General features: G+C 54.0%; 21 protein-coding genes. 14 read left to right on the forward strand and 7 right to left on the reverse strand.

What is annotated here, in order from left to right:
• Position 1: 1 nt before the first annotated feature.
• The 10 genes from nuoI to ABXG94_RS02950 all read left to right on the forward strand — a co-directional run bounded on the left by nuoI (position 2) and on the right by ABXG94_RS02950 (position 10,276).
• Positions 2-496 carry an NADH-quinone oxidoreductase subunit NuoI gene (gene nuoI / locus ABXG94_RS02905; RefSeq protein ID WP_353532196.1) on the forward strand — a complete coding sequence of 165 codons (495 nt, stop codon included), beginning with the start codon at positions 2-4 and terminating at the stop codon, positions 494-496.
• Positions 493-900 carry a carboxymuconolactone decarboxylase family protein gene (locus tag ABXG94_RS02910; RefSeq protein WP_353532197.1) on the forward strand — a complete coding sequence of 136 codons (408 nt, stop codon included), beginning with the start codon at positions 493-495 and terminating at the stop codon, positions 898-900. The genes nuoI and ABXG94_RS02910 overlap by 4 nt, the downstream gene beginning before the upstream one ends.
• The gene (locus ABXG94_RS02915; RefSeq protein WP_353532198.1) at positions 897-1,505 is read left to right on the forward strand and encodes an NADH-quinone oxidoreductase subunit J; all 609 of its coding nucleotides are present in this window, start codon (positions 897-899) and stop codon (positions 1,503-1,505) included. Before ABXG94_RS02910 ends, ABXG94_RS02915 begins: the two co-directional genes overlap by 4 nt.
• Positions 1,506-1,542: 37 nt before the next feature.
• Positions 1,543-1,848 carry an NADH-quinone oxidoreductase subunit NuoK gene (nuoK, locus tag ABXG94_RS02920; protein WP_072794219.1) on the forward strand — a complete coding sequence of 102 codons (306 nt, stop codon included), beginning with the start codon at positions 1,543-1,545 and terminating at the stop codon, positions 1,846-1,848.
• A 6-nt stretch (positions 1,849-1,854) separates the two neighbouring features.
• Positions 1,855-3,966, forward strand: a complete 2,112-nt coding sequence (gene nuoL, locus ABXG94_RS02925) for an NADH-quinone oxidoreductase subunit L (protein ID WP_353532199.1) — start codon at positions 1,855-1,857, stop codon at positions 3,964-3,966.
• A complete protein-coding gene (locus ABXG94_RS02930) occupies positions 3,966-5,510 on the forward strand; it encodes an NADH-quinone oxidoreductase subunit M (protein WP_353532200.1) in 1,545 nt (514 codons plus the stop codon). Before nuoL ends, ABXG94_RS02930 begins: the two co-directional genes overlap by 1 nt.
• A 14-nt stretch (positions 5,511-5,524) precedes the next feature.
• Positions 5,525-6,964: an NADH-quinone oxidoreductase subunit NuoN gene (gene nuoN / locus ABXG94_RS02935; RefSeq protein ID WP_353532201.1), complete on the forward strand. Its 1,440-nt coding sequence runs from the start codon at positions 5,525-5,527 to the stop codon at positions 6,962-6,964.
• 101 nt (positions 6,965-7,065) lie between these two features.
• Positions 7,066-7,818: a biotin--[acetyl-CoA-carboxylase] ligase gene (locus ABXG94_RS02940; protein WP_353532202.1), complete on the forward strand. Its 753-nt coding sequence runs from the start codon at positions 7,066-7,068 to the stop codon at positions 7,816-7,818.
• 13 nt (positions 7,819-7,831) lie between these two features.
• Positions 7,832-8,602, forward strand: coding sequence for a type III pantothenate kinase (locus tag ABXG94_RS02945; RefSeq protein WP_353532203.1), 771 nt, complete (start codon positions 7,832-7,834; stop codon positions 8,600-8,602).
• A gap of 6 nt (positions 8,603-8,608) precedes the next feature.
• Positions 8,609-10,276, forward strand: coding sequence for a ribonuclease J (locus ABXG94_RS02950; protein ID WP_353532204.1), 1,668 nt, complete (start codon positions 8,609-8,611; stop codon positions 10,274-10,276).
• A gap of 283 nt (positions 10,277-10,559) precedes the next feature.
• Here the strand turns inward: ABXG94_RS02950 and ABXG94_RS02955 are convergent, their stop codons facing one another.
• The 5 genes from ABXG94_RS02955 to ABXG94_RS02975 form a co-directional block, all read right to left on the reverse strand.
• Positions 10,560-11,984, reverse strand: a complete 1,425-nt coding sequence (locus tag ABXG94_RS02955) for a DEAD/DEAH box helicase (RefSeq protein WP_353532206.1) — start codon at positions 11,982-11,984, stop codon at positions 10,560-10,562.
• A gap of 182 nt (positions 11,985-12,166) precedes the next feature.
• Entirely contained in the window at positions 12,167-13,156 is a 990-nt protein-coding gene (locus tag ABXG94_RS02960) for a glycosyltransferase family 2 protein (RefSeq protein WP_353532207.1), read from the reverse strand.
• A complete protein-coding gene (locus ABXG94_RS02965; RefSeq protein ID WP_353532208.1) occupies positions 13,153-14,847 on the reverse strand; it encodes a glycosyltransferase family 2 protein in 1,695 nt (564 codons plus the stop codon). The genes ABXG94_RS02960 and ABXG94_RS02965 overlap by 4 nt, the downstream gene beginning before the upstream one ends.
• A gap of 43 nt (positions 14,848-14,890) precedes the next feature.
• Positions 14,891-16,498 carry a peptide chain release factor 3 gene (locus tag ABXG94_RS02970; protein WP_353533988.1) on the reverse strand — a complete coding sequence of 536 codons (1,608 nt, stop codon included), beginning with the start codon at positions 16,496-16,498 and terminating at the stop codon, positions 14,891-14,893.
• 73 nt (positions 16,499-16,571) lie between these two features.
• Positions 16,572-17,597 (reverse strand): Hint domain-containing protein, encoded by a 1,026-nt coding sequence (locus tag ABXG94_RS02975; RefSeq protein ID WP_353532210.1) that lies wholly within the window; start codon positions 17,595-17,597, stop codon positions 16,572-16,574.
• A 135-nt stretch (positions 17,598-17,732) separates the two neighbouring features.
• Between ABXG94_RS02975 and ABXG94_RS02980 the strand changes: the two genes are divergently transcribed.
• The 4 genes from ABXG94_RS02980 to ABXG94_RS02995 all read left to right on the forward strand — a co-directional run bounded on the left by ABXG94_RS02980 (position 17,733) and on the right by ABXG94_RS02995 (position 22,315).
• Complete coding sequence (locus ABXG94_RS02980) at positions 17,733-18,512, forward strand: SDR family oxidoreductase (RefSeq protein ID WP_353532211.1); 780 nt, start codon at positions 17,733-17,735, stop codon at positions 18,510-18,512.
• A gap of 12 nt (positions 18,513-18,524) precedes the next feature.
• The gene (locus tag ABXG94_RS02985) at positions 18,525-19,649 is read left to right on the forward strand and encodes a YhaZ family DNA alkylation repair protein (protein ID WP_353532212.1); all 1,125 of its coding nucleotides are present in this window, start codon (positions 18,525-18,527) and stop codon (positions 19,647-19,649) included.
• Between the two features lie 107 nt (positions 19,650-19,756).
• Complete coding sequence (locus tag ABXG94_RS02990; RefSeq protein ID WP_353532213.1) at positions 19,757-21,151, forward strand: sodium:proline symporter; 1,395 nt, start codon at positions 19,757-19,759, stop codon at positions 21,149-21,151.
• A gap of 63 nt (positions 21,152-21,214) precedes the next feature.
• Positions 21,215-22,315 (forward strand): ABC transporter ATP-binding protein, encoded by a 1,101-nt coding sequence (locus ABXG94_RS02995; protein WP_353532215.1) that lies wholly within the window; start codon positions 21,215-21,217, stop codon positions 22,313-22,315.
• Positions 22,316-22,361: 46 nt separating this feature from the next.
• Here ABXG94_RS02995 and ABXG94_RS03000 read toward each other — a convergent pair whose 3' ends face one another.
• Positions 22,362-23,414, reverse strand: coding sequence for an ABC transporter ATP-binding protein (locus ABXG94_RS03000; RefSeq protein ID WP_353532217.1), 1,053 nt, complete (start codon positions 23,412-23,414; stop codon positions 22,362-22,364).
• Positions 23,414-24,673 (reverse strand): MGH1-like glycoside hydrolase domain-containing protein, encoded by a 1,260-nt coding sequence (locus ABXG94_RS03005; RefSeq protein ID WP_353532218.1) that lies wholly within the window; start codon positions 24,671-24,673, stop codon positions 23,414-23,416. The genes ABXG94_RS03000 and ABXG94_RS03005 overlap by 1 nt, the downstream gene beginning before the upstream one ends.
• Positions 24,674-24,677 lie beyond the last annotated feature (4 nt).

Here is a 24,677-nt window from a genome sequence, read left to right on the forward strand (position 1 = left end):
TATGACCCAAATCGACTATACCCGCGCTGCCAAGTATTTCTTGCTGGCGGATTTCGTAAAAGGCTTCCGGCTGGGCTTCAAATACTTCTTTGCCCCAAAAGCGACGCTGAACTATCCACATGAAAAGGGGCCTTTGTCGCCGCGTTTCCGTGGTGAACATGCGTTGCGCCGTTATCCAAATGGTGAAGAGCGTTGCATCGCTTGTAAATTGTGCGAAGCGGTTTGCCCTGCACAGGCCATCACCATCGATGCGGAACCCCGAGAAGATGGCAGCCGTCGCACCACGCGCTATGACATCGATATGACCAAATGCATCTATTGCGGCTTTTGCCAAGAAGCCTGCCCGGTGGATGCCATTGTCGAAGGACCGAATTTCGAGTTTGCCACCGAAACCCGCGAAGAGCTGTTTTACGACAAAGAAAAACTGCTGGCGAACGGTGAACGCTGGGAAGCAGAGATAGCTCGTAACCTAGAACTGGATGCGCCGTACCGATGACCGATCCAAAGAACCCTTTCGAAGCAATGATGGCTCAGTATCAGGAAATGGCGAAGTCCATGAATCCTGCGCTGGAATCCTTCTCTCCAAAAGGGTTCGAGAACCTTTGGCCAACCATGCCAAAAGACATGATGGAAATGTTCTTTGGCAAAGGGTTGAACAAAGATGGGCTGGACGCAAAGACGCGCCTTCTTTTGACTTTAGCAGCCTTGACCGTTCTGGGCGGGCAAGCTGACGCACAAATTCGCCTGACCATTCGGCATTTGCTGGAAGCGGGCGCAACGAAACAAGAAATTGCCGAGACCATTGGCCAAATGTCAATGTTCGCCGGCTTACCCGCCATGACCCGTGTGATGGACCTTGCACAGGGTGTGATGGGCGACAATGAGGAAAGTGAGACATGACCATTGCGGCGCTTGCATTCTATCTGTTTGCGATCTGTGTGATCGCGGGCGGTCTATTTACCGTGGTCAGCAAGAATCCGGTGCATTCGGTATTGTGGCTGATCTTATCCTTTATCAGCGCGGCAGGTCTGTTTGTGCTGTTGGGGGCTGAATTCGTCGCGATGTTGTTGATCATCGTCTATGTTGGGGCGGTTGCAGTATTGTTCCTGTTTGTGGTGATGATGCTGGATGTTGATTTCGCGGAACTCAAGGCGGGCATGGCGCAGTATTTGCCAATTGCCATCTTGATCGGTGTGGTTTTGTTGATGCAATTTGGTCTGGCCTTTGGGGCCTGGGAAGAAGCAGAACAGGCTGAAGCCCTGCGTGCAGCAGTTGCACCTGAGGGTGTCGAGAACACCGCGGCTTTGGGCCTGCTGATTTATGATCAATACTTTCTGTTGTTCCAACTGGCCGGTTTGATCCTGTTGGTTGCGATGATCGGCGCGATTGTACTGACCATCCGTCACCGTCGTGACATCAAGCGTCAGAACGTTCTAACCCAGATGTGGCGCGACCCAGCGACTGCAATGGAAATCAAAGATATTAAACCGGGGCAGGGGCTTTAAGCCCCCGCTGAGGAAAGAGTAAGGACCGAGGGACAAAATGATCGGACTTGAACATTACCTTACCGTGGCGGCGACATTGTTCGTCATCGGTATTTTTGGCCTCTTCCTGAACCGGAAGAACGTCATCATCCTATTGATGTCGATTGAATTGATGCTGTTGGCGGTGAACATCAACCTTGTCGCCTTTTCGTCCTTTTTGGGCGATCTGGTGGGGCAGGTCTTCACGCTGTTTGTTTTGACCGTTGCCGCTGCTGAGGCTGCGATTGGTCTGGCAATTCTGGTTTCCTTCTTCCGTAATCGCGGCACCATCGCGGTCGAAGATGTCAACGTGATGAAAGGCTAACTGAGCATGGAAACGATCATCCTCTTTGCGCCTCTTGTTGGGGCCATCATTGGCGGGTTTGGCTGGCACTATATCGGCGAGACCGCGGCACAATATGTGACAACCGGCTTGTTGTTCTTAGCTTGCTTGCTTTCTTGGGTTGTGTTCCTGAGCCATGGGCCGGAAACACAGCACATTCACATCCTGGATTTTATTCAATCAGGTACTCTTGATACCAGCTGGTCGATCCGTCTGGACCGTCTGACCTCGATCATGTTGATTGTTGTGACCACGGTTTCGGCCTTGGTGCACCTGTATTCCTTTGGCTACATGGCGCATGACGAAAACTTTTCCGAGGATCAGAACTATAAGGCGCGTTTCTTCGCCTATCTAAGCTTCTTTACCTTTGCGATGTTGATGCTGGTGACCTCTGACAACCTTGTTCAGATGTTCTTTGGCTGGGAAGGCGTGGGCGTAGCGTCCTATCTATTGATTGGTTTTTACTGGAAAAAACCAAGCGCGGGTGCGGCGGCGATGAAAGCCTTTATCGTCAACCGTGTAGGGGACTTTGGCTTTGCGCTTGGTATCTTCGGCCTGTTCATGCTGACCGGCAGTATCGACTTTGACGTGATCTTTGCCGAGGTTCCAAACCTTGTGAATAAAGAGATCACCTTCCTGTGGACCGAATGGAATGCAGCAAACCTGCTGGCCTTCTTGCTGTTTGTCGGTGCGATGGGGAAATCTGCACAGTTGTTCCTGCACACTTGGTTGCCTGACGCGATGGAAGGTCCAACGCCTGTTTCGGCTTTGATCCATGCCGCGACCATGGTTACCGCTGGTGTGTTTTTGGTTTGCCGTATGTCCCCATTGATGGAATACGCGCCCGAAGCCACAGCATTCATCACATTCCTTGGGGCGACCACCGCTTTTGTGGCAGCGACCATCGGTTTGGTTCAAAACGATATCAAACGCGTGATTGCTTATTCAACCATGTCTCAGCTGGGCTATATGTTTGTGGCTGCTGGCGTTGGTGTCTATTCTGTTGCGATGTTCCACTTGTTCACACACGCGTTCTTCAAAGCGATGTTGTTCTTGGGCGCAGGTTCCGTGATCCATGGCATGCACCACGAACAAGACATGCGGAATTATGGCGGGTTGCGTAAAAAGCTGCCTTACACATTTGCCGCAATGATGATTGGGACGTTGGCGATTACTGGTGTCGGCATTCCATTGACTCATATTGGTTTCGCAGGATTCTTGTCCAAAGATGCAGTGATTGAAAGCGCCTATGCGGGCACGGCTGGTGGCTATGCCTTCTGGATGCTGGTGATTGCCGCGCTGTTCACAAGTTTTTACAGCTGGCGTCTGATTTTCCTGACGTTCTATGGCAAGGCGCGCGGCGACAAACATACCCATGATCATGCGCATGAAAGCCCAACAGTGATGCTGGTGCCGCTTGGTGTGCTGGCTTTGGGTTCGGTGTTTGCCGGTATGATTTGGTACGGCAGTTTCTTTGGTGACCATCACAAGGTGAACACCTTCTTTGGTATCGAAGCGCATGCGGAAGCCAGCGAACATGGCGACGACCATGCAGATGACAGCCACGCTGCCGCCAAGGATGATCATGCCAAAGCAGACAGCCACGGTGACGATCATGCGATGGCAAATGCAGCCCATGCAGAAGCGCCAAAAGGTGCGATCCACATGGCCGCAGATAACCACGTTATTGATGACGCGCACCATTCTCCAACATGGGTCAAGGTCAGCCCGTTTATCGCGATGCTGATCGGCTTTATCACCGCTTTGTGGTTCTATATCTGGGATCCGTCGATGCCGCGCAAAGTGGCAGAGTCGCAGCGTCCGCTGTATCTGTTCCTTTTGAACAAATGGTACTTTGACGAGATCTTTGACTTTATCTTTGTACGTCCGGCCAAGGCCATCGGTGGTTTCCTTTGGAAACGTGGTGATGGCAATGTGATCGACGGCTTCTTGAATGGCGTGGCGATGGGCATTGTGCCCTTCTTCACCAAGCTCGCAGGCCGCGCTCAGTCCGGTTATATCTTTACCTATGCCTTTGCCATGGTGATCGGCATTGTCGTGCTCATCACTTGGATGACGCTCAGCGGAGGAGCGCATTAATGGATAACCTTCTTTCCATTGTCACCTTCATTCCGGCGATTGCAGCTGTAATCCTGTTGGTGTTCTTGCACGGCGATGATGCGGCGGACCAACGCAATGCCAAATGGGTTGCGTTGATCGCAACAGCTATCACTTTTCTAGTCTCGCTGTTCATTCTTGCTGAGTTTGATCCACAAGATACCGGGATGCAGTTTGTCGAAGAACGGTCTTGGTTGTTGGGGCTACAATACAAGATGGGCGTTGACGGGATTTCGGTTCTGTTTGTCATGCTAACCACGTTCATGATGCCGCTGACCATTGCTGCATCTTGGGGTGTGAATAAGCGCGTCAAAGAATATATGATCGCTTTCTTGCTGCTTGAAACGCTGATGCTTGGCGTGTTCATGGCGCTGGATCTGATCTTGTTCTACTTGTTCTTTGAAGCAGGCCTGATCCCAATGTTCCTGATCATCGGGATCTGGGGCGGGGCGAACCGGATTTACGCATCCTTCAAGTTCTTCCTATACACGTTGCTTGGATCAGTTCTGATGCTGGTCGCGATGGTTGCAATGTTTGCAGATGCGGGCACAACCGACATTCCAACATTGATGAACCACACATTTGCGTCTGAAAGCTTCTCTGTGCTGGGCATTCACGTCGTGGGTGGATTGCAAACCCTGATGTTCCTCGCGTTCTTTGCGAGTTTCGCGGTGAAAATGCCAATGTGGCCGGTGCACACCTGGTTGCCAGATGCGCACGTTCAGGCCCCGACAGCAGGTTCTGTGGTGCTGGCGGCGATCTTGCTGAAGATGGGCGGCTATGGCTTTTTGCGCTTTAGCTTGCCGATGTTCCCGGTTGGGGCCGAAGTTCTGACGGACTTTATCCTGTGGATGTCAGCCATCGCGATTGTCTACACATCTTTGGTGGCTCTTGTGCAGCAAGACATGAAAAAGCTGATTGCTTATTCATCAGTGGCGCACATGGGTTATGTGACTATGGGGATCTTTGCGGGCAACCAACAGGGGATCGATGGCGCGATCTTCCAGATGCTAAGCCACGGCTTTATTTCTGGCGCGCTCTTCCTCTGTGTCGGCGTTATCTATGACCGTATGCACACACGCGACATTGACGCCTATGGCGGTCTTGTGAACCGCATGCCAGCCTATGCGCTGATCTTTATGTTCTTTACCATGGCAAACGTGGGTCTGCCGGGCACTTCTGGATTTGTCGGAGAGTTCCTGACTTTGATGGGGGCGTTCCAGAAAAACACTTGGGTTGCTGCGATTGCTACATCTGGTGTGATCCTGTCAGCAGCCTATGCGCTTTGGCTGTATCGCCGCGTTGTCATGGGCGATCTGATCAAAGAAAGCCTGCGCACCATCAGCGACATGAATACACGTGAGAAATGGATTTTTGCACCTTTGGTTGCAATGACGCTTCTGCTGGGTGTTTATCCTGCGTTGATCACCGACATTATCGGGCCTTCAGTCGAGGCCTTGCTACTTAACTATGAAACCGCTTTGGCGCATGCTCCGGCTGCTGACCAAATCGCGGCATCGCACTAAGGGGGCGGTAACCGATGATCACTGCTGATCTGAATATCATCCTGCCGGAAATTATTCTGGCGATTTACGCGATGCTCGCGCTTGTTGGGGCTGTGTACACCGGCAAAGACGCAATCGCGGGCGCGTTGACTTGGCTGACGGCAATCTTGTTTGTTGGTTTGGCGGCTTGGATTGGTCTGAACGGCGAGGGCAGCAATGTTGCCTTTAACGGAATGTTCCATGACGACGGTTTTGCGCGCTTTGCCAAAGTGACAATTCTAATTTCCGCCGCAGCCGTGCTGGTGATGGGAAAAGACTATTTAGCCCGTCGCAATCTGTTGCGCTTTGAGTATCCCATTCTGATCGTTTTGTCGGTTGTCGGCATGATGATGATGGTGAGTGCAGGGGACCTCATGGCGCTATACATGGGCCTCGAATTGCAGTCTCTGTCGCTTTATGTTGTGGCGTCTTTACGTCGTGACAGCGTTAAATCCACCGAAGCTGGCATGAAGTACTTTGTTCTTGGTGCTCTGTCATCGGGCCTGCTTCTGTATGGGTCGTCTTTGGTCTATGGCTTTGCGGGCACAACTCAATTTGCCGGCATCATTCAGGCCGCTGGCGAAGGTCACACGACGCTTGGCCTGTTGTTTGGTCTGACATTTGTGGTGTCTGGTCTGGCGTTCAAAGTGTCTGCTGTGCCGTTCCACATGTGGACACCAGACGTTTACGAAGGTGCGCCAACGCCGATCACGGCATTTTTTGCCACAGCGCCAAAGATGGCAGCAATGGCTTTGTTTGCGCGGGTTGTACATGATGCCTTTGGCGGCGTGGTTGGCGACTGGCAACAGATCGTAGCCTTGTTGTCATTGCTGTCGATGTTCTTAGGCGCGGTTGCAGCGATCGGTCAAAAAGACATCAAACGTCTGATGGCCTATTCGTCAATCGCCCATATGGGCTATGCCTTGATGGGTCTGGCTGCAGGCACCGCGTTTGGCGTGCAATCCATGCTGATCTATATGGCAATTTATGTGACGATGAATGTGGGCACCTTCGCCTTTATTCTGTCGATGGAACGCGATGGCCAGCCGGTTACGGACATCACGGCTTTGAACATGTATTCCAAACGCGAACCTGGCAAAGCAATTGCCATGTTGGTGCTGCTATTTTCGCTGGCGGGTGTGCCGCCGTTCCTGGGCTTTATCGGTAAGCTGTATGTTTTGCGTGCCGCCTATGATGCGGGTCTGGCCTGGTTGGCAATTGCCGGTGTGGTCGCTTCGGTTATTGGGGCGTTCTATTACCTGCGCATCGTCTTTTACATGTACTTTGGCGAAGAGGGCGAGAGCTTAGACAAAAACCGCAGCCCTATTCTCTATGGGTTCCTGATGGCCTCTGCGGCGATCATGGCACTGGGAATTGTGAACCTGTTTGGTGTTGAAGCAATGGCGGAAGTTGCGGCAGCTGCGCTTGTCAACTAAAGCGCTTTGCATATGAATTAAATTGGCGCGCCCTGACGGGCGCGTCTTTTTTGTTTAAGGTGCCTTCGGCGAGGGTATTTGGATCAAGAACAGGAACAAGTATGCAAGATTGGCCAATCGGATATGGGCGGCGCGTGCTAAAGGAGTTGGACAGCACAAATGCCGAGGCATTGCGTGTTGCTGGCACAGTGGCGGGACCAGAATGGATTTTGGCTTTGCATCAAACTTCGGGCCGTGGTCGCCGTGGGCGCGTTTGGGAGGACCCAACCGGAAATTTCGCGGCCACCCTGTTGATGCATCCTTCGGAGACGCCTGAGAATGTTGCATTGCGCAGCTTTGTAGCAAGTCTCGCGCTATTTGACGCTTTTGTGGCTGTCACTGGCCGCGCCGGGGCGTTTGCGTTGAAATGGCCCAACGACGTTTTGTTGAATGGTGGAAAAGTCGCCGGGATATTGTTGGAAAGTGCTGGGTTCTCAGGTGGTCAAGTGGCCCATCTTGCGATTGGGATTGGTGTGAATCTTGCGGTGGCCCCTGATGCGCAAGATTTGGAAGCAAGCGCAACACGCCCCGTGTCTGTGTTGTCAGAAACTGGTGCAGAGGTTGATCCTGAAACCTTTTTGGACGTGCTTGCATCGGCCTATGCCAAGTGGGAATTGCAGTTTGTAACCTTTGGGTTTGAGCCAATCCGTACGGCTTGGTTGGCGCGGGCCGCGCGATTAGGTGAGGTGATAACAGCACGCACTATGCGTGATGAATATGTCGGCACCTTTGAAACGGTAGACAATGCGGGCAATCTGGTGTTGAAGACGCCCCAAGGCGCTGTGGCGATCCCCGCAGCCGACATCTTTTTCTAAGATAGGGCAAACCATGCTTTTGGCGATCGACTGCGGCAACACAAATACTGTCTTTTCCATTTGGGATGGGCAGAAATTCCTGTGCACTTTGCGCACCTCGACCCACCATGCGCGCACCGCGGACGCCTATTTCACGTGGTTTTCGACATTGATCTCCCACTACCAGATCGAGCTGGATATCACGGAAGTGATCATTTCCTCGACGGTACCGCGCGTGGTGTTCAATCTGCGGGTCTTTGCGGATAAGTTCTTTGGGTGCAGACCCTTGGTTGTTGGTAAACCTGACTGCAAGTTGCCTGTTGCGCCGCGCGTCGACCATGGGGTGCAGCCGGGGCCGGACCGTTTGGCAAATGCGGCCGGGGCCTATGACCGTCATGGCGGGAATGTGGTTGTCGTTGATTTTGGCACCGCGACCAACTTTGATGTTGTGGACAACGATGGTGCCTATATCGGGGGGGTGATTTCACCCGGTGTGAATTTGAGCCTGGAAGCGCTAAGCGCCGGCGCGGCCGCTTTGCCGCATGTTGATATAAGCCAGCCCACAAAGGTCATAGGGACCAACACCGTGGGCTGCATACAATCTGGTGTATTTTGGGGATACACGGGCCTGATCGAGGGGATTATCTCGCGTATCAAGTCTGAATATGGCGCGCCGATGAAAGTGATCGGTACCGGCGGCCTGGCCCCACTGTTTGAGAAGGGTGATCACCTTTTTGATATGATCGAAGAAGACTTAACGATGCACGGGCTAACCGTGATCCACACTTATAACAAAGAAAGCTGACCTTTTATGAGCAGTGACCGTTTGATTTACCTTCCCCTTGGTGGGGCGGGTGAAATTGGTATGAACGCCTATGTCTATGGCTATGGCCCAAAGGGCAAAGAGCGCTTGATCCTGGTGGATATTGGCGTGACTTTTGCCGATATGGAGACCTCTCCGGGGGTAGATCTGATTTTCCCGGACATGTCTTGGCTGATTGCCAACAAAGATCGCCTTGAGGCCATTTTTATCACCCATGGCCATGAGGACCATATTGGGGCCGTGGGCCATTTCTGGGATCGTCTGGGCGTGCCCGTCTATGCGCGCGCCTTCACGGCAAATCTGGCGCGTCACAAGATGCGCGACCAAGGGCAACCGGACCAAGAGGTCGTTACGGTAAGCGCTTGGCCGGAAACGACAAAAGCTGGCCCGTTTACCGTTGGCTTCCTGCCGATTTCGCATTCTATCCCCGAAAGCGGTGCGCTGGTGATCGACACTCCTGCAGGGCGTATCATTCATACCGGCGACTTCAAATTGGACGAGACACCGATCGTCGGCGAAGCCTTTGACCCGGCACTTTGGGCGGCGGTCAGCAAAGACGGCGTTAAGGCGTTGGTGTGTGACTCTACCAATGTGTTTTCGCGTGCCGAAGGCCGTTCTGAGGCCACGGTTGGGCCAGAGATTGAGAAACTGATTTTGGCGGCACCGCAAATGGTGGCGGCGACAACCTTTGCCAGCAATGTGGCGCGGGTCAAGACCTTGGCAGAGGCAGGCGAGCGGGCCGGGCGGTCGATTTGCCTGATGGGCCGTGCAATGCGTCGCATGGTTGAGGCCGCGCTGGAAACCGGGGTTCTCACCAGCTTTCCCAAAGTTGTTAGCCCAGAGGAAGCACGGTCAATTCCGCGAGAGAATCTGATGTTATTGGTGACTGGGTCACAGGGTGAGCGCCGCGCGGCGACGGCACAGCTGGCTCGGGGCAAGCACAATGGTATCACCTTGAAAGATGGCGATACTTTCCTGTTTAGTTCGAAAACCATTCCTGGCAATGAGAAGGGTGTCATTCGTATTGTGAACCAATTGTCAGAAATTGGTGTGGATGTGGTGGATGACAGTGCTGGGCACTATCATGTGTCCGGTCACGCGAACCGGCCTGACCTGGAGCGTATGCAAGACATTGTGAACCCACAAATGGTGATCCCGATGCATGGGGAACATCGCCATCTGCGCGAACATGCCAAGCTGAGCGAAAGCAAGGGGCGCGCCAGTGTTGTGGCGGTGAATGGCACCATGTTGGAGCTGACAGGTAATGCACCCAAAGTCACAGAATTTGTAGAGACTGGAAGGACTTACCTGGACGGTTCGGTCAAAATTGGCGCGATGGATGGCGTGGTACGGGATCGTATTCGCATGGCGTTGAATGGACATGTGATTGTGAATGTCATTCTGGACGAAGACGATGAGCCGCTTGGGGAAGCCTGGGTGGAGCTGATGGGCTTGCCCGAGGTTGGCAGCAGCCATGCACCGCTGTCAGATGTGTTGGAAGAGGACCTGACACAATTTCTGGGACGTGCTGGGGCCAAGACATTGGCAGATGACGATAAATTGGAAGAGAACCTGCGCCGGATCGCCCGCAATAGCGCGAAAACGGAAATTGGTAAAAAGCCAGAAGTCAGCGTGATTGTCAGCCGTTTGAGCTGATCACAAATTCTGGGTTTGGGCTAAAACTTGACCCGCGTTGCGCCTTGGGCGTGCGCGGGTTTTATTTTTGCCTAATTGTACAAATTGTACGTTTCAAGCGCCGAAACGTACGATTCGACCCATGTGGCCTGGGCGCCTGTAAGTTGAGTTTGGGGCACGGCCTACGGTCGGCGAAACCGTTGGGTTACCCAGTTCAGCCGGTATCAGCTGGTGGAATTTTAAGAGAGAATTTTTGGAAAGATGAAGATGTCAGGCGGCGCTTTGTTGGGCCGCCTGATATTCTTTAGCTTGCGCGCCGTTCGTCAAAGCTGAGGGCGATGAAGCTGGGCATATGGTCGCCCATGCCGACAACTTTGTTGTCACGACCACCGCGATCATTGCGGTTGTCGTTGCGTCCACGACCACGATTGCCGCGCGCATTGTTTCTGGTGCCTTCAGGCTGTTCTGCCTTTGGCGCAGGTTTTTCTGCTGCGGTAATCGGCGTGACCTCGGCGGTTTTTGTTTCGGGTATGGCTTTGTCGGCTTTTTCAGCGCGCGGTTTGCGCGTGCGCTTTTCTGGCGTAACCGGGTTTTCGATGCGCGGGATCTCTTTTTGGATCAAGGCTTCGATTTCGGCAAAGTTCTTTTCGTCGCGCGGCACGCAAATCATTATCGCTTTGCCATCGCGACCGGCACGGCCTGTGCGTCCGATACGGTGCACGTAATCTTCGGCATGGCCGGGCACATCAAAGTTAAACACATGGGATACATCCGGCACGTCAAGACCACGTGCAGCCACATCAGAGGCCACCAGAAAGCGCAATTCGCCATTGCGGAAGGCATTCAGCGTTTTGGTGCGCTGAGACTGATCAAGATCGCCATGAATTGGCGCGGCATCCAAGCCATATTTCTTCATCGATTTGGCGCAGATATCGACATCGGTCTTACGGTTGCAGAAAATGATCGCGTTGGTGCAAGCGTCGCCTTCGGTTTCGATGAGCTTGCGCAGGACTTTGCGTTTTTCACTGCCTTCGCGGTCGCGACGGCTGGCTTTGAACATCACAACACCCTGTTCGATGTTTTCCGAAGCGGTCGCCTGACGGGCGACTTCGACACGGGTGGGATTGGACAGGAACGTGTTGGTGATACGCTCGATTTCAGCGGCCATAGTGGCCGAGAAGAACAGAGTTTGGCGGGTGAAAGGGGTCAGGCCAAAGATGCGTTCGATATCTGGGATGAAACCCATATCAAGCATACGGTCGGCTTCGTCGACAACCATCACCTTGACATCTGACAGGATCAGCTTGCCGCGTTCAAAATGGTCAAGCAGGCGGCCAGGGGTGGCAATCAGCACATCAACGCCTTTGTCGATAATGCTTTCCTGTTCCTTAAAGCTGACCCCACCAATAAGCAGTGCTTTGGTCAGTTTCAGGTGTTTGGTATAGGTGTCGAAGTTTTCGGCAACCTGGGCGGCCAATTCCCGTGTTGGGCACAGCACCAAGCTGCGCGGCATGCGCGCCCGGGCGCGGCCACGGGCCAGCAGCGAAATCATTGGAAGCGTGAAGCTGGCGGTTTTGCCTGTGCCTGTCTGGGCGATGCCGAGAACATCTTTGCCTTCGAGGGCTGGGGGAATCGCACCGGCCTGAATGGGGGTAGGGCTTTCATAGCCCGCTTCGCTTACAGCTTTGAGAACCTTGGGGTTCAGATCAAGATCGGAGAACTTTATCATGTGTATCCGTGATTTACGGACACATATTGGCCCGTACGTCTGATGTGGGTCGGGCCCGTTTGGCCCCGTGGTTTGCCACATGTGTGACCCACGGTGAGGGCATAGCGCATTGTGCCGGATGCGTCAACGAAAGGGAAAAAACGCGGATTTCAGAGAATTAGATTGTTTCGTAAAGCGAAACATTACTCACTGAATTCCGGGAAGTGTTTCGCCACTTTGCGAGCAATATCCAACCTATAGTTGCGCAAAAGTCCAAACTTGTTCAGATCAGCGCGCAGCTTTGGGGTCGCCAAGCAGGTTTCATCAAAGAACGCGCGCAGCTCGGATGTGCCTGATTGGGTTAAAGTAGAGAACATCTGGTGGCGCGATATGCGGCCCGAAGAGGGATCAATGGATTGTTCAAGTTCAGCGCGGTAAGAACCTTTGGATAGGCGGAACTGCATGATTTTTAACCACTTTTCCCAACTTTCAACATGTCGGTGGCACAGTTCAACCTGTGGCAATGGTGTTTCGATGAGCGGTTGATCTTTGTTGGCAAAGGCGCGGTGGATGGCAAAACGCAGGTTGGGTTGGCCGCGCCGTACAAAAATTTTCCCCGCAGTGTGGCTGATAAATCCGCTTTTGAAAAAACCGCCAAACATCGGGTACAACGCGCGTTCAATTTTTTGGCCTTTTGGTCCGCCGGGGGTTTTGGCTTTGCAGTAGATAAGGGCGGGGTCGAGGTCTGGTTGGTCTTCGGCGCAGAGAGATTCGCATGGCGCGACTCGGGCAACCGGTGTTGTTGACGGCATTTGCGCGAGCGCATTTGATACGTCGCCTGCAGGGCAGAGAAATTCGTCGACATCGATATGGGCAAGCCAGCTCAGCTGTGTTGCCTGTGCATAGGCGCGCGACGCATTGTGAACCTGGCGCACCTGATGTTTGTGCGGCCGTCGGCCATTGGTTGTTTGCCAATAAGCGTCGTCTGTGCGGGTGACTGTGATATTTGGATGTGTGGCAAGCGTGTGTTCAGCGGTTGGGTTGGCGTCATCCAGAAAGATAAAGATATGATCCGCGCCAAGGTCGAGGTGATAGGCGGCGAAATTGACGATGTCATGCGCTGGGGCTTTGATGGTTGCGACGATGCCCCACGTTGCTGCATTTGTTTTGGCGTTGGTCGTGGCAGAGGTCATGGCGTGACGTCCGCAATGAACTGATCGATTTTTCGGTCTAGATCAAGGTTATGTTCCAGCAAGACACCCTGGGACTTTAGCATCTCTATGACCTCTGGACGGGCGGAGCAAATTTCTTGAAACATCGCTTTAAGTTCTGCGTTTTGTGATTTGTAATCAACGGCATCCAAGACAGATTTAATGTTGGTTCCATCGGGTTTTCGACGGGTATACCCCTCGGCAATGCGCCTTGGCAGAGCGGCAAGAAAGCTTGGGTAATCTTCGCTGTGACAGTGGGCAACGATCATATCGGGGAGGGTATAGCTGTTGGTCGCCGCGCGCTTTTCGTATTTGACGACGAAATTGCCGACACGGATATTGCCGAGTTTTCCGCGCACCACTAAGCGGCCTTCTGAAGGACCTAGAACCAGGTCGGGCACGTAACTGCCAAAGGTTGGGAACAGCTCTTGGTGGTGCTCTTGGGGCAAGTCATAAGCGCTGGCAGGTGGTCGAAAGAGCGTGGGCGCATCAGCGAATTGTTCAACAACAGAAAGCGCAAGAAAGGCGGCATCTTCTGGCACTTTGGCCAGAATCTCGCGCACCGGGACTTTGGGCAGTAAGAATTCGTCCACATCCAGCATCGCCACCCAGTCCAGCCGCAGTTTGCGGCGGGCTTTGTTGAAGTAATAGGCTTTGCGGGCATTGCGGAGGGGCAGGCTTTCGCGCTGATCGTTGCTGATTACTGTTTCATCACAAGTGATTACGGTGACATTGGGATGCAGGCCCAATTCGTGCGGGACGTCTTGGGGGTCATCGGCATAAAGTACAATTTGATCTGCGCCCAGGGTGACGTGGTGGGCCACAAAGCGAACGGCTTGATCGTGATCGTCGTTTAAAGTCGCCACAATCCCCCAAGAGATCGCGCTGGGGTCGCGTTTGACATGGCGCTGGGGCACGGGGATTGGGTTTTTGTTGTTTTCTTCTAGGTGTTGCACACGTTGGTCCGCCATGTTGCGGAGGCGGCGGAACAGGGTGTTTGGATCGTCGTTGATCGCGTTCAGCAAATGGTTGGCAAGAGGTTTGATCACCGGATCTTGCTGTGCATCTTTCCAGAGGCGGGTCAGTAATGCGACATCCAAGCCGCCGCCTTTTAAGGAATAGGACGGGATATCAAGCGGCAATCGGGTGTTGATTTTGCTGGCGGTGTCATAGGCGGTTGCGGGGGCATAGCCGGAATACAGCCGCTCAAATTCATAAAGTTTGATCATGCCAAACAGCATGGTCATGCTGCGGCCAACATGGCGCTGTGCCTCTGTTAGGCCGTGGTCTCCAAAGGTTGTGATCGTGGACACCAGCCAGCGCAGTGGCAGGCGTCTCAGCAGAAACTCGCTGTGTTCACGCCAGATTTTCTGAAATAATTCAGGGGCATGGGGCGGGAATTCGTTTTTGCGTAGGGTGGCTATGGTCAGGCTGTTTAGGAAACACAGCTCTGGTTCACCTTCGAGTTCAAGCTGAAGGTCGCGGCGCTTTTTCGCGAAAGTCGACTCGCTGGTGAGCGGTTCGGCAACGGTGATCGACGTGCACAAAGCAGTGAGATCAGTGTTAAGATCCGGAAGGCTTTCGTCTTCGGCAAAAACCAGAGGTTCACGGCGCAGGTTTGCGCGGCGCAATAGGGCGTCATAGCCGCCGGGATATGTTTTGTCTTGTGTCATACTGCTCTTGCGGGCTGTTTGGCCACCCCCGCAAGGGGCTGGCTTAGACCATCATCTCTTTTGTAGCGGTAAGTTTCACATCTGGATAGTCGCGACCTACACGATCAATATCCCATTGCAGACGCGTCAAGTAAACGATGTCGCCATCATGATCGTTTGCAATGTGTTGTTTGTTGCTTTCAGTAAACTTATCAACGGCTTGCTTGTCTCCGCTGACCCAACGGGCGCTGGTGAATTGGCTGGCTTCGAAACGCACAGGAAGGCCGTATTCCATTTCGATGCGGCTGGCGAGCACTTCAAATTGCAACGCACCAACAACGCCAACGATGAAACCAGAGCCAAAGGACGGTTTGAACACTTTGGCTGCGCCTTCTTCGGCGAATTGCATCAGAGCTTTCTCGAGGTGCTTGGCCTTCATCGGGTCGCCCGCGCGGCACGTTTGCAAGAGTTCTGGCGCAAAGGACGGGATGCCAGAAACGCGCAGGGCTTCGCCTTCGGTCAATGTATCGCCAATGCGCAATTGGCCGTGGTTTGGAATACCAATGATGTCGCCAGCCCAAGCTTCTTCTGCAAGTTCACGGTCAGAAGCGAGGAAAAGCACCGGGTTTGAAATGGCCATGGGCTTTTTGGTGCGCACATGGGTTAATTTCATACCGCGTTTGAAGTGGCCAGAGGCCATACGTACAAAGGCGACGCGGTCACGGTGTTTGGGGTCCATGTTGGCCTGAACCTTAAACACGAAACCCGCGACTTTTTTCTCTTCGGGGGCGACATTGCGCGGCTGCGCGGATTGAATTTGCGGTTCAGGGCCAAAATTGCTGATGCCATGCATCAATTCCTGTACCCCAAACGAGTTGATTGCAGAGCCAAACCAAATGGGGGTCATGTGACCTTCGAGCACAGCCTGGGGGTCAAGTTTTGGCAAAAGCTCCTTGGCCATCTCGACCTCTTCGAGGAACTTTTCCAGCAATTCCGCTGGGATGTGTTCGGCCAGTTTTGGATCGTCCAAACCATTGATTTCAACGGACTCAGCGACTTTGTTCCGGTCTGCACGGTCCATCAATTCCAGACGGTCGCGTAGCAGATCATAGCAGCCCATGAAATCGCGGCCCACACCGATGGGCCAAGAGGCTGGGGTGACGTCGATCGCGAGGTTCTCTTGAATTTCATCAATGATTTCAAAAGTGTCGCGGCTTTCACGGTCCATCTTGTTACAGAAGGTCAGGATGGGCAGGTCGCGCAGACGGCAAACTTCGAACAGCTTTTGCGTCTGGCTTTCAACGCCTTTTGCACCGTCAATCACCATAACCGCAGCGTCGACAGCGGTCAGCGTGCGATAGGTGTCTTCGGAAAAGTCGCTGTGACCTGGTGTGTCAACCAAGTTAAAGCGGAAGTTGTTGAAATCAAACGACATTGCAGACGCCGAGACAGAGATGCCGCGGTCTTTTTCCATCTGCATAAAGTCAGAGCGGGTGCGACGGGCTTCGCCCTTGGCCCGGACCTGGCCAGCCATTTGAATCGCGCCACCATAGAGCAGGAATTTCTCGGTCAGAGTCGTTTTGCCCGCATCCGGATGCGAGATGATCGCAAAGGTGCGACGCCGCGCAATTTCAGGCGGCAATTCAGGGCGGTTTGTAGCGTTGTCCAACATGTGGCGCGTATAGCTGGCTGCATAGCCCCGCGCAATGTCTGGTGGCGCAATATCTTTGTGACCGGGTTTTGAATTATCCCGATGACGAGGCGCGCCGCAAAAGGGCGGCGGCATCAGGGCGGTCCAACAAAGCTTTGGGAACCTCGGTGGCGTGGCCTTCGTTAAAGGGCAGGCCGGGTTGACTGGTTTGGAATTTTTCAACCAAGCCTTTTGGTAGAACCGGGCGGGTGGTTTCAGTGACCAGCATGGTTTCAGCCGAGATCCCCTCGGCGAAAATAATCTGGTGATCGTCAAACAGAAGTTGGTAGTAGTCGACAAAACCACCGTGTTGTTTGTAAACGGTTTTTCCGTTCACAAGGTGGCGTGCTCTGACCAGAAGCTCGGCGCGACCTGCGCCGATGTGATCGTTTCTTTGGTAAATAAACAGGCGATGTTCGGGGCTGACGGTAAGATCTGCCAGATTGTGCAATGCGCCCGCGGTGATGACAACGGGGGCAAAAACGCCGGTGGCCCGAACGGTAGATTTGCCGATCCAGCGAATTTCCTGTGCGCCGCCATCGCGGGTTAGCACCCGGTCACCGATGTTCAGGGTTTCGATTGGTTTTTGCTCGCCTGTGGCCGTGGTGATGCGTGTGCCACGCGAAAAGGAGACGCAGCCAAGCAGGGCCATGCGGCGGGTGGCATCTTTGCGGCTGATGCCGATCAGGGAATATTGGGTTTTTGCGGTCAGCGGGGCAAGGGGATGCAGGTAGATTTCGGCGACGTTGCCTTGCGGATCAACCTCTACAAGGATGAGGGCCTCGATGGTTTCGCCATGGGCGGGCATCAGTGTTACGCAGCAATCTAAATGCAATGTGGCCCCGGGCAGGCCTATGTCTGTTTGCGGCGCAATATGGAATTGTCCGTTTTCGGCCACCTGAAAATTAAGCGCGCTGACAGAGGCATTTTCGGAGAGTTCATAAACATCGTCGAGTAAAAGCTCTGCTGCGAAAGACAAAGAGTCACCTTGATTGGCCCCGTTGATGACAACGAGATCGGCGCAGGGGTAGACCGGGAGTTGCCGCCCGGTGCTGTCTTGGTCTTGTAGCGGCGCGCCCATCAACGGCATCCTTTTTGTCTTGCGTTACCTCATTCATGCTGACCAATTATGTCAACAAGAGGGATCGGCCCCGGCATTTTGCTGGCACATTGGTGAAAACCAAGTGATGCTGGCCATAAAGAAAGGAAACATTTTATGGATCTTGGGATCACGGGGAAAAAAGCGCTGGTGTGCGCAAGTTCAAAAGGCTTGGGGCTTGGCTGTGCCGAAGCCTTGGCCGAAGCGGGTGTGGATTTGGTTATGAATGCGCGCGGCACTGAGGCCTTGGAGGCAGCTGCAAATGAAATTCGCGCGCGGTTTGGCGTGAATGTTGTGACTGTTGCCGCTGATGTCAGCACCGAAGCTGGCCAAGCGGATGTGCTGGCTGCGGCGCAAGGCGTTGATATCTTGGTTACAAATGCAGGCGGGCCGCCTCCGGGACTTTGGAGTGATTGGGACCGTGAGGATTTCATCAGGGCGCTGGATGCCAATATGTTGGCGCCGATTGCCCTGATGAAGGCACTGTTGCCGGGCATGATGGATCGCGGCTGGGGTCGGGTGGTGAATATCACTTCGGTGTCGGTGAAAGCACCTATTGCTCAGTTGGGTCTGTCCAATTCGGCACGGGCTGGATTAACCGGCTATGTCGCGGGAACGGCGCGGCAGGTGGCTGGGAAGGGTGTGACCATCAACAACTTGCAGCCGGGCATTCATGCAACAGATCGCGCGGTGGCTTTGGATACAGGCGCAAGCCAAGCGCAGGGCATTTCCATGGACGAAGCCAAGGTGCAGCGATGCGCCAGTATACCGGCAGGGCGTTATGGCACACGGCAGGAATTTGGCGCGACATGTGCTTTTCTGTGTTCACAGAACGCGGGCTTTATTGTTGGGCAGAATATCCTGCTGGACGGTGGTGCCACGAACACAACGATGTAAGGGTCAAAACATATGGCGCAGGGTTTTTCCTTGGCTGATCAGATCTTTAACACGGATTCGATTGGCGATTTGGCGCGTGAATTCGCTGGGGGCATCGTGGGATTTGACGGCGACGCCTTTCATACCGAGGTTATGGGGGGGCTGGCTGAGCGCGGATTTATGGAACGCATCGAGTGGATCGCGGACTGTTTGGAGCCGCGATTGTCCGATGATTTTGCTGTGATGGCAGATCAGCTGGAAGCGGCCATGGTTGCGCCGCTGAATCCAGATTTGGCGGATGATGATTTTGGCCGGTTTATCCATGCGGTGCCCGGTGTTTTGGCAGTGCGACATGGGCTGGAAGATCATTTGGAACGCGCGCTTGGCTTGCTGTATCAGGCGACAAAGCGGTTCTCGATGGAGTTCTATATCCGCGCCTTTATCAACCGCTGGCCGGATCAGGTTTTGGCGCGTTTGGCGCTTTGGGCCAAAGATGACAATTACCATGTGCGCCGTTTGGTCAGCGAAGGCACGCGGCCAAAACTGCCTTGGGCGAAAAAGCTGGTGATTGAGGCGCAGACGCCTGTTGCCCTGTTGGATCAACTGCACGCAGATGACCGGCGGTTTGTGACGCGATCTGTGGCCAATCATTTGAATGATATCGCAAAAATTGATCCTCGCTTGGTGATCAAAACCCTGCAGCATTGGCGCAAGCTAGGACTTCAGAACGCCAAAGAGCTAGATTGGATGACCCGCCATGCGCTGCGCACTTTGATCAAGAAAGGCGATGCAGAGGCGATGGCGCTGTTGGGTTATCGCCAAGATGCGCCGGTGCGGCTGGAGACGTTGCGATTGGCACAGGATAAAGTTGTAGCTGGCGAAGCTTTGGACATTGAAGTGGTTCTGAGTGCGGATGAAAAATGCCCCGTGATCGTGGATTATCTGATTTGGTTCCAGCGTAAGGATGGCAGCCAGTCGCCCAAAGTTTTTAAGCTAAAACAGGCCGTTGTGCAGTCTGGCAAGCCGCTGAAAGTGGCCAAGCGTCATGTGCTTAAGGGCAATGCAACCACGTTCACGTTATATGCGGGGGCGCACCGGGTGGCGGTGCAGGTGAATGGCAAGATATTGGGTGAAGTTGGGTTTGACCTGTCGCTCTAGAGCATAAGATCGCGCATTCTCACAATCGCGTGGGAAAGCGCAAGTTTGCTGGCGCGGCAAAAACCCGGCTGTTAGTGCAGTCTAAACCACAGACTTAGGGGAAGACCATGCAAGCCACCGCCGTTATTGGGCTATTTGGATTTATCATTTTGGCAAGCCTTTATGCCGCGCCACGCCGCGCAAGCATCGAGGGGTTTTTTGGTGGCGCTGGCGCACAGGGGCAAACACCGGGGCTGTGGACTTTGGTCTTGAGCCAAGTCACCACGTGGATTTTTGCGCGTTCGCTGATGAATGCCGCCATCCTGGGTTTTTTCTACGGGATTGCGGGTGTTCTGGCCTATGCGGCGTATTACGGCTCGTTTTTGACCGGTGGTTTCATTGTGGGTCGCTTGCGTGCCAAGGGCGCACGTTCGGTACAGGATTGGTTGACTGATCAATTCGGAAGCATTGGCACGGGCTGTTATAATTTGGTGATTGCGCTGCGGTTGCTGTCAGAAGTTTTTGCGAATTTGATTGTGGTGGGTTTGATATTTTCTGCGGCCTTGCCAGAAGTCGGCTTTGCCAAAGAAGGCTCTATTCTGATCGTGGCGATCTTGGCCTTGGGTTATTCTGCATGGGGTGGTCTAAGCGCAGCCTTGCGCACAGATGTTATTCAGATGGCTTTGTTTTTGGTGGTTTTCGCCGTGGCATTTGCGGCTTTGGTTCTGAAACCGGGCTTTGATTTGGGTGCCGTTCTGACCGCCGAAGGGGCCTCGGGGCAGTATAACGGTTGGGTGCTGTTGGTTGTGGCGTTTTTGCAGGTGTTTTCCTATCCGGTGCATGACCCGGTGATGATGGATCGTGGGTTTTTGGCGGACAAAGACACCACGCGTAAAAGCTTTATTCATGCGTTTTGGATTTCGTCGCTGTGCATCATCGCCTTTGGATTCTTTGGCATTCAGGCTGCACTAGAAGGAGCCGCTTATGAGGGCCAGCTGATTGGCACTTGGGCGGCCATCCTGCCGACATGGGTGTTTGTGCTGTTGCTGGTGTCTTTGCTGGTCTCTGCGTTGTCGACGCTGGACAGCGCCTTGTCGTCTGCGGCGCGTTTGGTGGTCGAAGAGCTGAAACTGGCCCCCAAAACCCTGAATGGGGGACGTTTGGCGATGGTGGTGTTTGCTGTGGCTGGGGCGGCGCTGACCTTGTGGGGCAATCAGACGTTGTTTGATGCGGTTGCGGTGTCTGGCACAGCCAGCATGTTCTTGACGCCGGTCTTGGCGGCTGGATTGTTGGGCGCGCGCCGGGTGGCGTTGTGGGCATATTTGGTCAGCTTTGCTGCGGCGATTTTAGGGGCAGCGGCCTATTTTCTGCGCGGCAACGAGCTGGTGGCGTCATTGCTGGTTGAAGGCCACAAATACGAGCAGCTGTTGCAAATCTGTGTGATTGTTCTGGTCGTTGGCTTTGCGGCTGTGCTGGTGGGGTCCCGTAAGGGCCATAGCGATCAAGGCAGGGTTGAAGCCTAAGAGGCGGGCTGTTACACCGATGCAAAACCTGATGAAAGTCATCAGGCATTGCATGAGGCAGCCGTGAGCCTGGATCAAACAACAACAACGCCACCCCGTTTGGAAATTCGAAACCTGACCCGTCGTTTTGGGGATCGGTCGGTTGTGGACGGGGTGTCTCTGGCCATTGAGCCGGGGCAAGTGACCTGTTTGTTAGGGCCTTCAGGCTGCGGGAAATCAACGACGCTGCGCATGATTGCGGGCGTGGACATGCAAGACAGTGGCGAGATCTATGCGGATGGCAAGCTGATTTGTGACACGGTATTTCGGGTGCCGCCAGAACGTCGTCAGATCGGGTTGATGTTTCAGGATTTTGCGCTGTTTCCCCATTTGTCGGTGGCTGACAACGTGGCCTTTGGCCTGCGTGGCCAGAATGTAGACAAGCGTAAGCGTGTCGAGGAACTGCTTGATAAGGTGGGACTTTCCTGGGCAATTGATGATTATCCGCACCATCTTTCCGGGGGGGAACAACAGCGGGTTGCTTTGGCGCGCGCTTTGGCTCCCCGTCCGCGCATTATGCTGATGGACGAGCCGTTTTCCGGTTTGGACAATCGTTTGCGCGACGGTATTCGCGACGAGACTTTGGCGCTGTTGAAAGAAGAAGACACCGCTGTGATGCTGGTGACGCATGAGCCGGAAGAGGCTTTGCGAATGGCGGATGAAGTGGCGTTGATGCGCAACGGACAAATCGTGCAACGTGGCTCGCCTTATAATATCTATAACGCGCCAGTTGATCGCGATGCGATGGCATTTTTTAGTGATATCAATGTGATCAAAGGGGTCAGCAACGGAGCGTTGACAGACACGTTGTTTGGACAGTTTTTGACGCCGGGCTGCGGTGAAGGTGCGCCGGTTGATATTGTCATTCGTCCACAGCATTTGCATTTGGACTTTGATCGCGGTGGCAAGGGACCTGCCCCGACGGCGGTGCATGGTCAGGCGGCGGCGGGCGTTGTGGTACGTGCGCGCTTTATGGGCAATGAAAGCCTGATCGAGTTTCGTATGGAGCATGATGGCAGCGCGTTGAAGGCCACAGTGCCCAATGTCTTTTTGCCCAATGTGGGCACACGCCTGTGGCTGACGTTACGGCGTGACAGATGTTTTGTGTTTCCGGCAAAAAAATAGGCGCACTCTGATGAGAGTGCGCCTAGGTTTGGGAGGTTTCGTTTCGTTAGTTAGAGACAGCCAGACCGTCAGCATTGAACGTGCGCACGCGGTCGCGATCAAAGTTCAGACCGATGATATCACCGACCTGCTTGTCTGAATCGCCATTGATCCGCACGTTGATCTGCCCCAATTCGCCGCCATCACACAGCAGGAACGTATCAGCCCCCAAGAATTCAGTGACCTCGACCTTTGCGTCACATTGGCCGCTGCCAGCAGGGCCAATGGTGATGTGCTCGGGGCGAATGCCAAGATGCGCGGTGGCGGCGTTAACCGGGTAATCATCACCGCGATGTCCCGGCAAATCATAGCCCCCAGACCGTGCGCTTGCCGGCATGATGTTCATTTTCGGGCTGCCGATGAACTGCGCCACAAACAGGTTGGCTGGATTTTCATAGAGGTCGCGCGGGCTGCCGACCTGAGCGATAACCCCGTATTCCAAAACCACAATTTTATCTGCCAAGGTCATGGCTTCGACCTGATCGTGGGTCACATAGATCATTGTGGCCTTCAGGCTTTGGTGCAGTTTGGCGATCTCGTGGCGCATTTCGACCCGCAGGGCAGCGTCGAGGTTGGACAGAGGTTCGTCAAACAAGAAAGCGGTGGGGTCACGGACAATAGAACGTCCGATCGCCACACGCTGACGTTGCCCACCAGAGAGGTCTTTGGGGCGACGATCCAGATAGGTTTCCAGTTTCAGGACAGCCGCCGCGTGGTCGACTTTTTCTTTCTGTTCCTGCTTAGATGCTCCGGCGGTTTTAAGCGAAAACCCCATGTTGTCGCGCACCGACATATGCGGATAAAGCGCATAGGATTGGAACACCATGGCAAGGCCGCGTTTTGATGGCGGCTGATCGGTTACGTCATTGCCGTTGATTTCAATCGCCCCGCGAGAGGTGTCTTCGAGACCTCCAATCATGCGTAGCAAAGTTGACTTGCCACAACCGGACGGACCAACAAAGACCACAAACTCGCCGTCGTTGATATCGAGATCAACGCCTTTGATCACTTGAACTTCGCCAAACCATTTTTCGACGTTTTTAAGATGTATAGAGCCCATTAGTCCCTCCGCTCATTCGGGTTGGCCCATGCCAGCCATGTGGCTGCGGTCCATGTGAAAGATTGCCCGCCGGCTGCAGCGCCAGTGGTTGAGTCGTAATATTCCGCAAAACCTTGGCTTCGGATCAGGTCAGCGGTTGCCAGTCGCAGACGTTCTGCCAGGTCTGCGTGGCCTTGGTCTGCAAGGCCGATGCCAATTAGCATGTTCATGAAAGCCCAGGTTGGACCACGCCAATACCGGCAGCTGTCATAGTGCTGCGAGGTGGTGGGGTGGCTGGCGACCGGGAAGTTGGTATTTGCGAAGCCAGTCTGTAATTTTGCCAGTTGATCTGCGTTTTCAAGCCCTGCGAACCAGCAGAGGAAGGAGGCATTAGACATACAACCGGCAAAATCCCCTGTGTGACCGTTGCGCGCATCATAGCTGCCAAGCGCTTGGTTCCACAGGCTTTCTGCGCCTGCGGTCAGGGTTTCGATTTCAGCCTCAATTCCGCTGATGTCCAGGCCCAACTCTGTGCCCATGCTGAGCAGGTCTTTGTGGGCGCGCAGCAAAAGGAACGTTGTGGTTGGATCGGCCATTCGGAATGGGTTTTGCTCGAGCAGTTTTTGCTGATCCCATTTCAGAGCGGCACCTTGTTGCACCAGCCAGATGTAGCGGTCGTAGTCAAATTTAGTAGGGCGCATCGAGGCATCAACGTGACCGGTGTCGCGGCGGGTGTATTCGCCAACGCCTTCGGCTTTCATTGTGGTCAGGATTGCGTCCCATTCCGGCGCGTTGTCGCGACCAGATTCCCAGGGGTGCGTGACACAGATCGCGTTGTTTGCATCAACACGCCATTTAAGGAACCAACGGTGCCACGCCAGCATTTTGGGAAACAGCGCCGTGATCATGTCTTTGCCAGCTGCCTTATCTTGTTCAAAGATAAGGCGGGCCATAGTCGCAGCAACGGGCGGTTGGGTGATGCCCGTAGAGGCCACAGGACCGGTGCCTTGCCAGACATCGAGGCCTGGGAAGTAGCTGGGATCGGGCTTGTGGAAAATGATATGGGGCACCATACCGTCATCCCATTGACCAGAAAACAAAGTTTCCAACTCTTGCCATGCGCGTTTTAGGTCAAACGTGGCAAATCCCAGGGCGGCAATGGCACTGTCCCAGTTCCATTGATAGGGGTACAGCCCTTCGGTTGGCACGGTATAACCACCTCGGTCGTTTTGGACCAAGATATTGCGCGCTTCGCGGTTGTGATTTGTTTGTGCATTCATTTTC

Source organism: Cognatishimia sp. WU-CL00825, from assembly GCF_040364665.1.
GTDB lineage: Bacteria > Pseudomonadota > Alphaproteobacteria > Rhodobacterales > Rhodobacteraceae > Cognatishimia.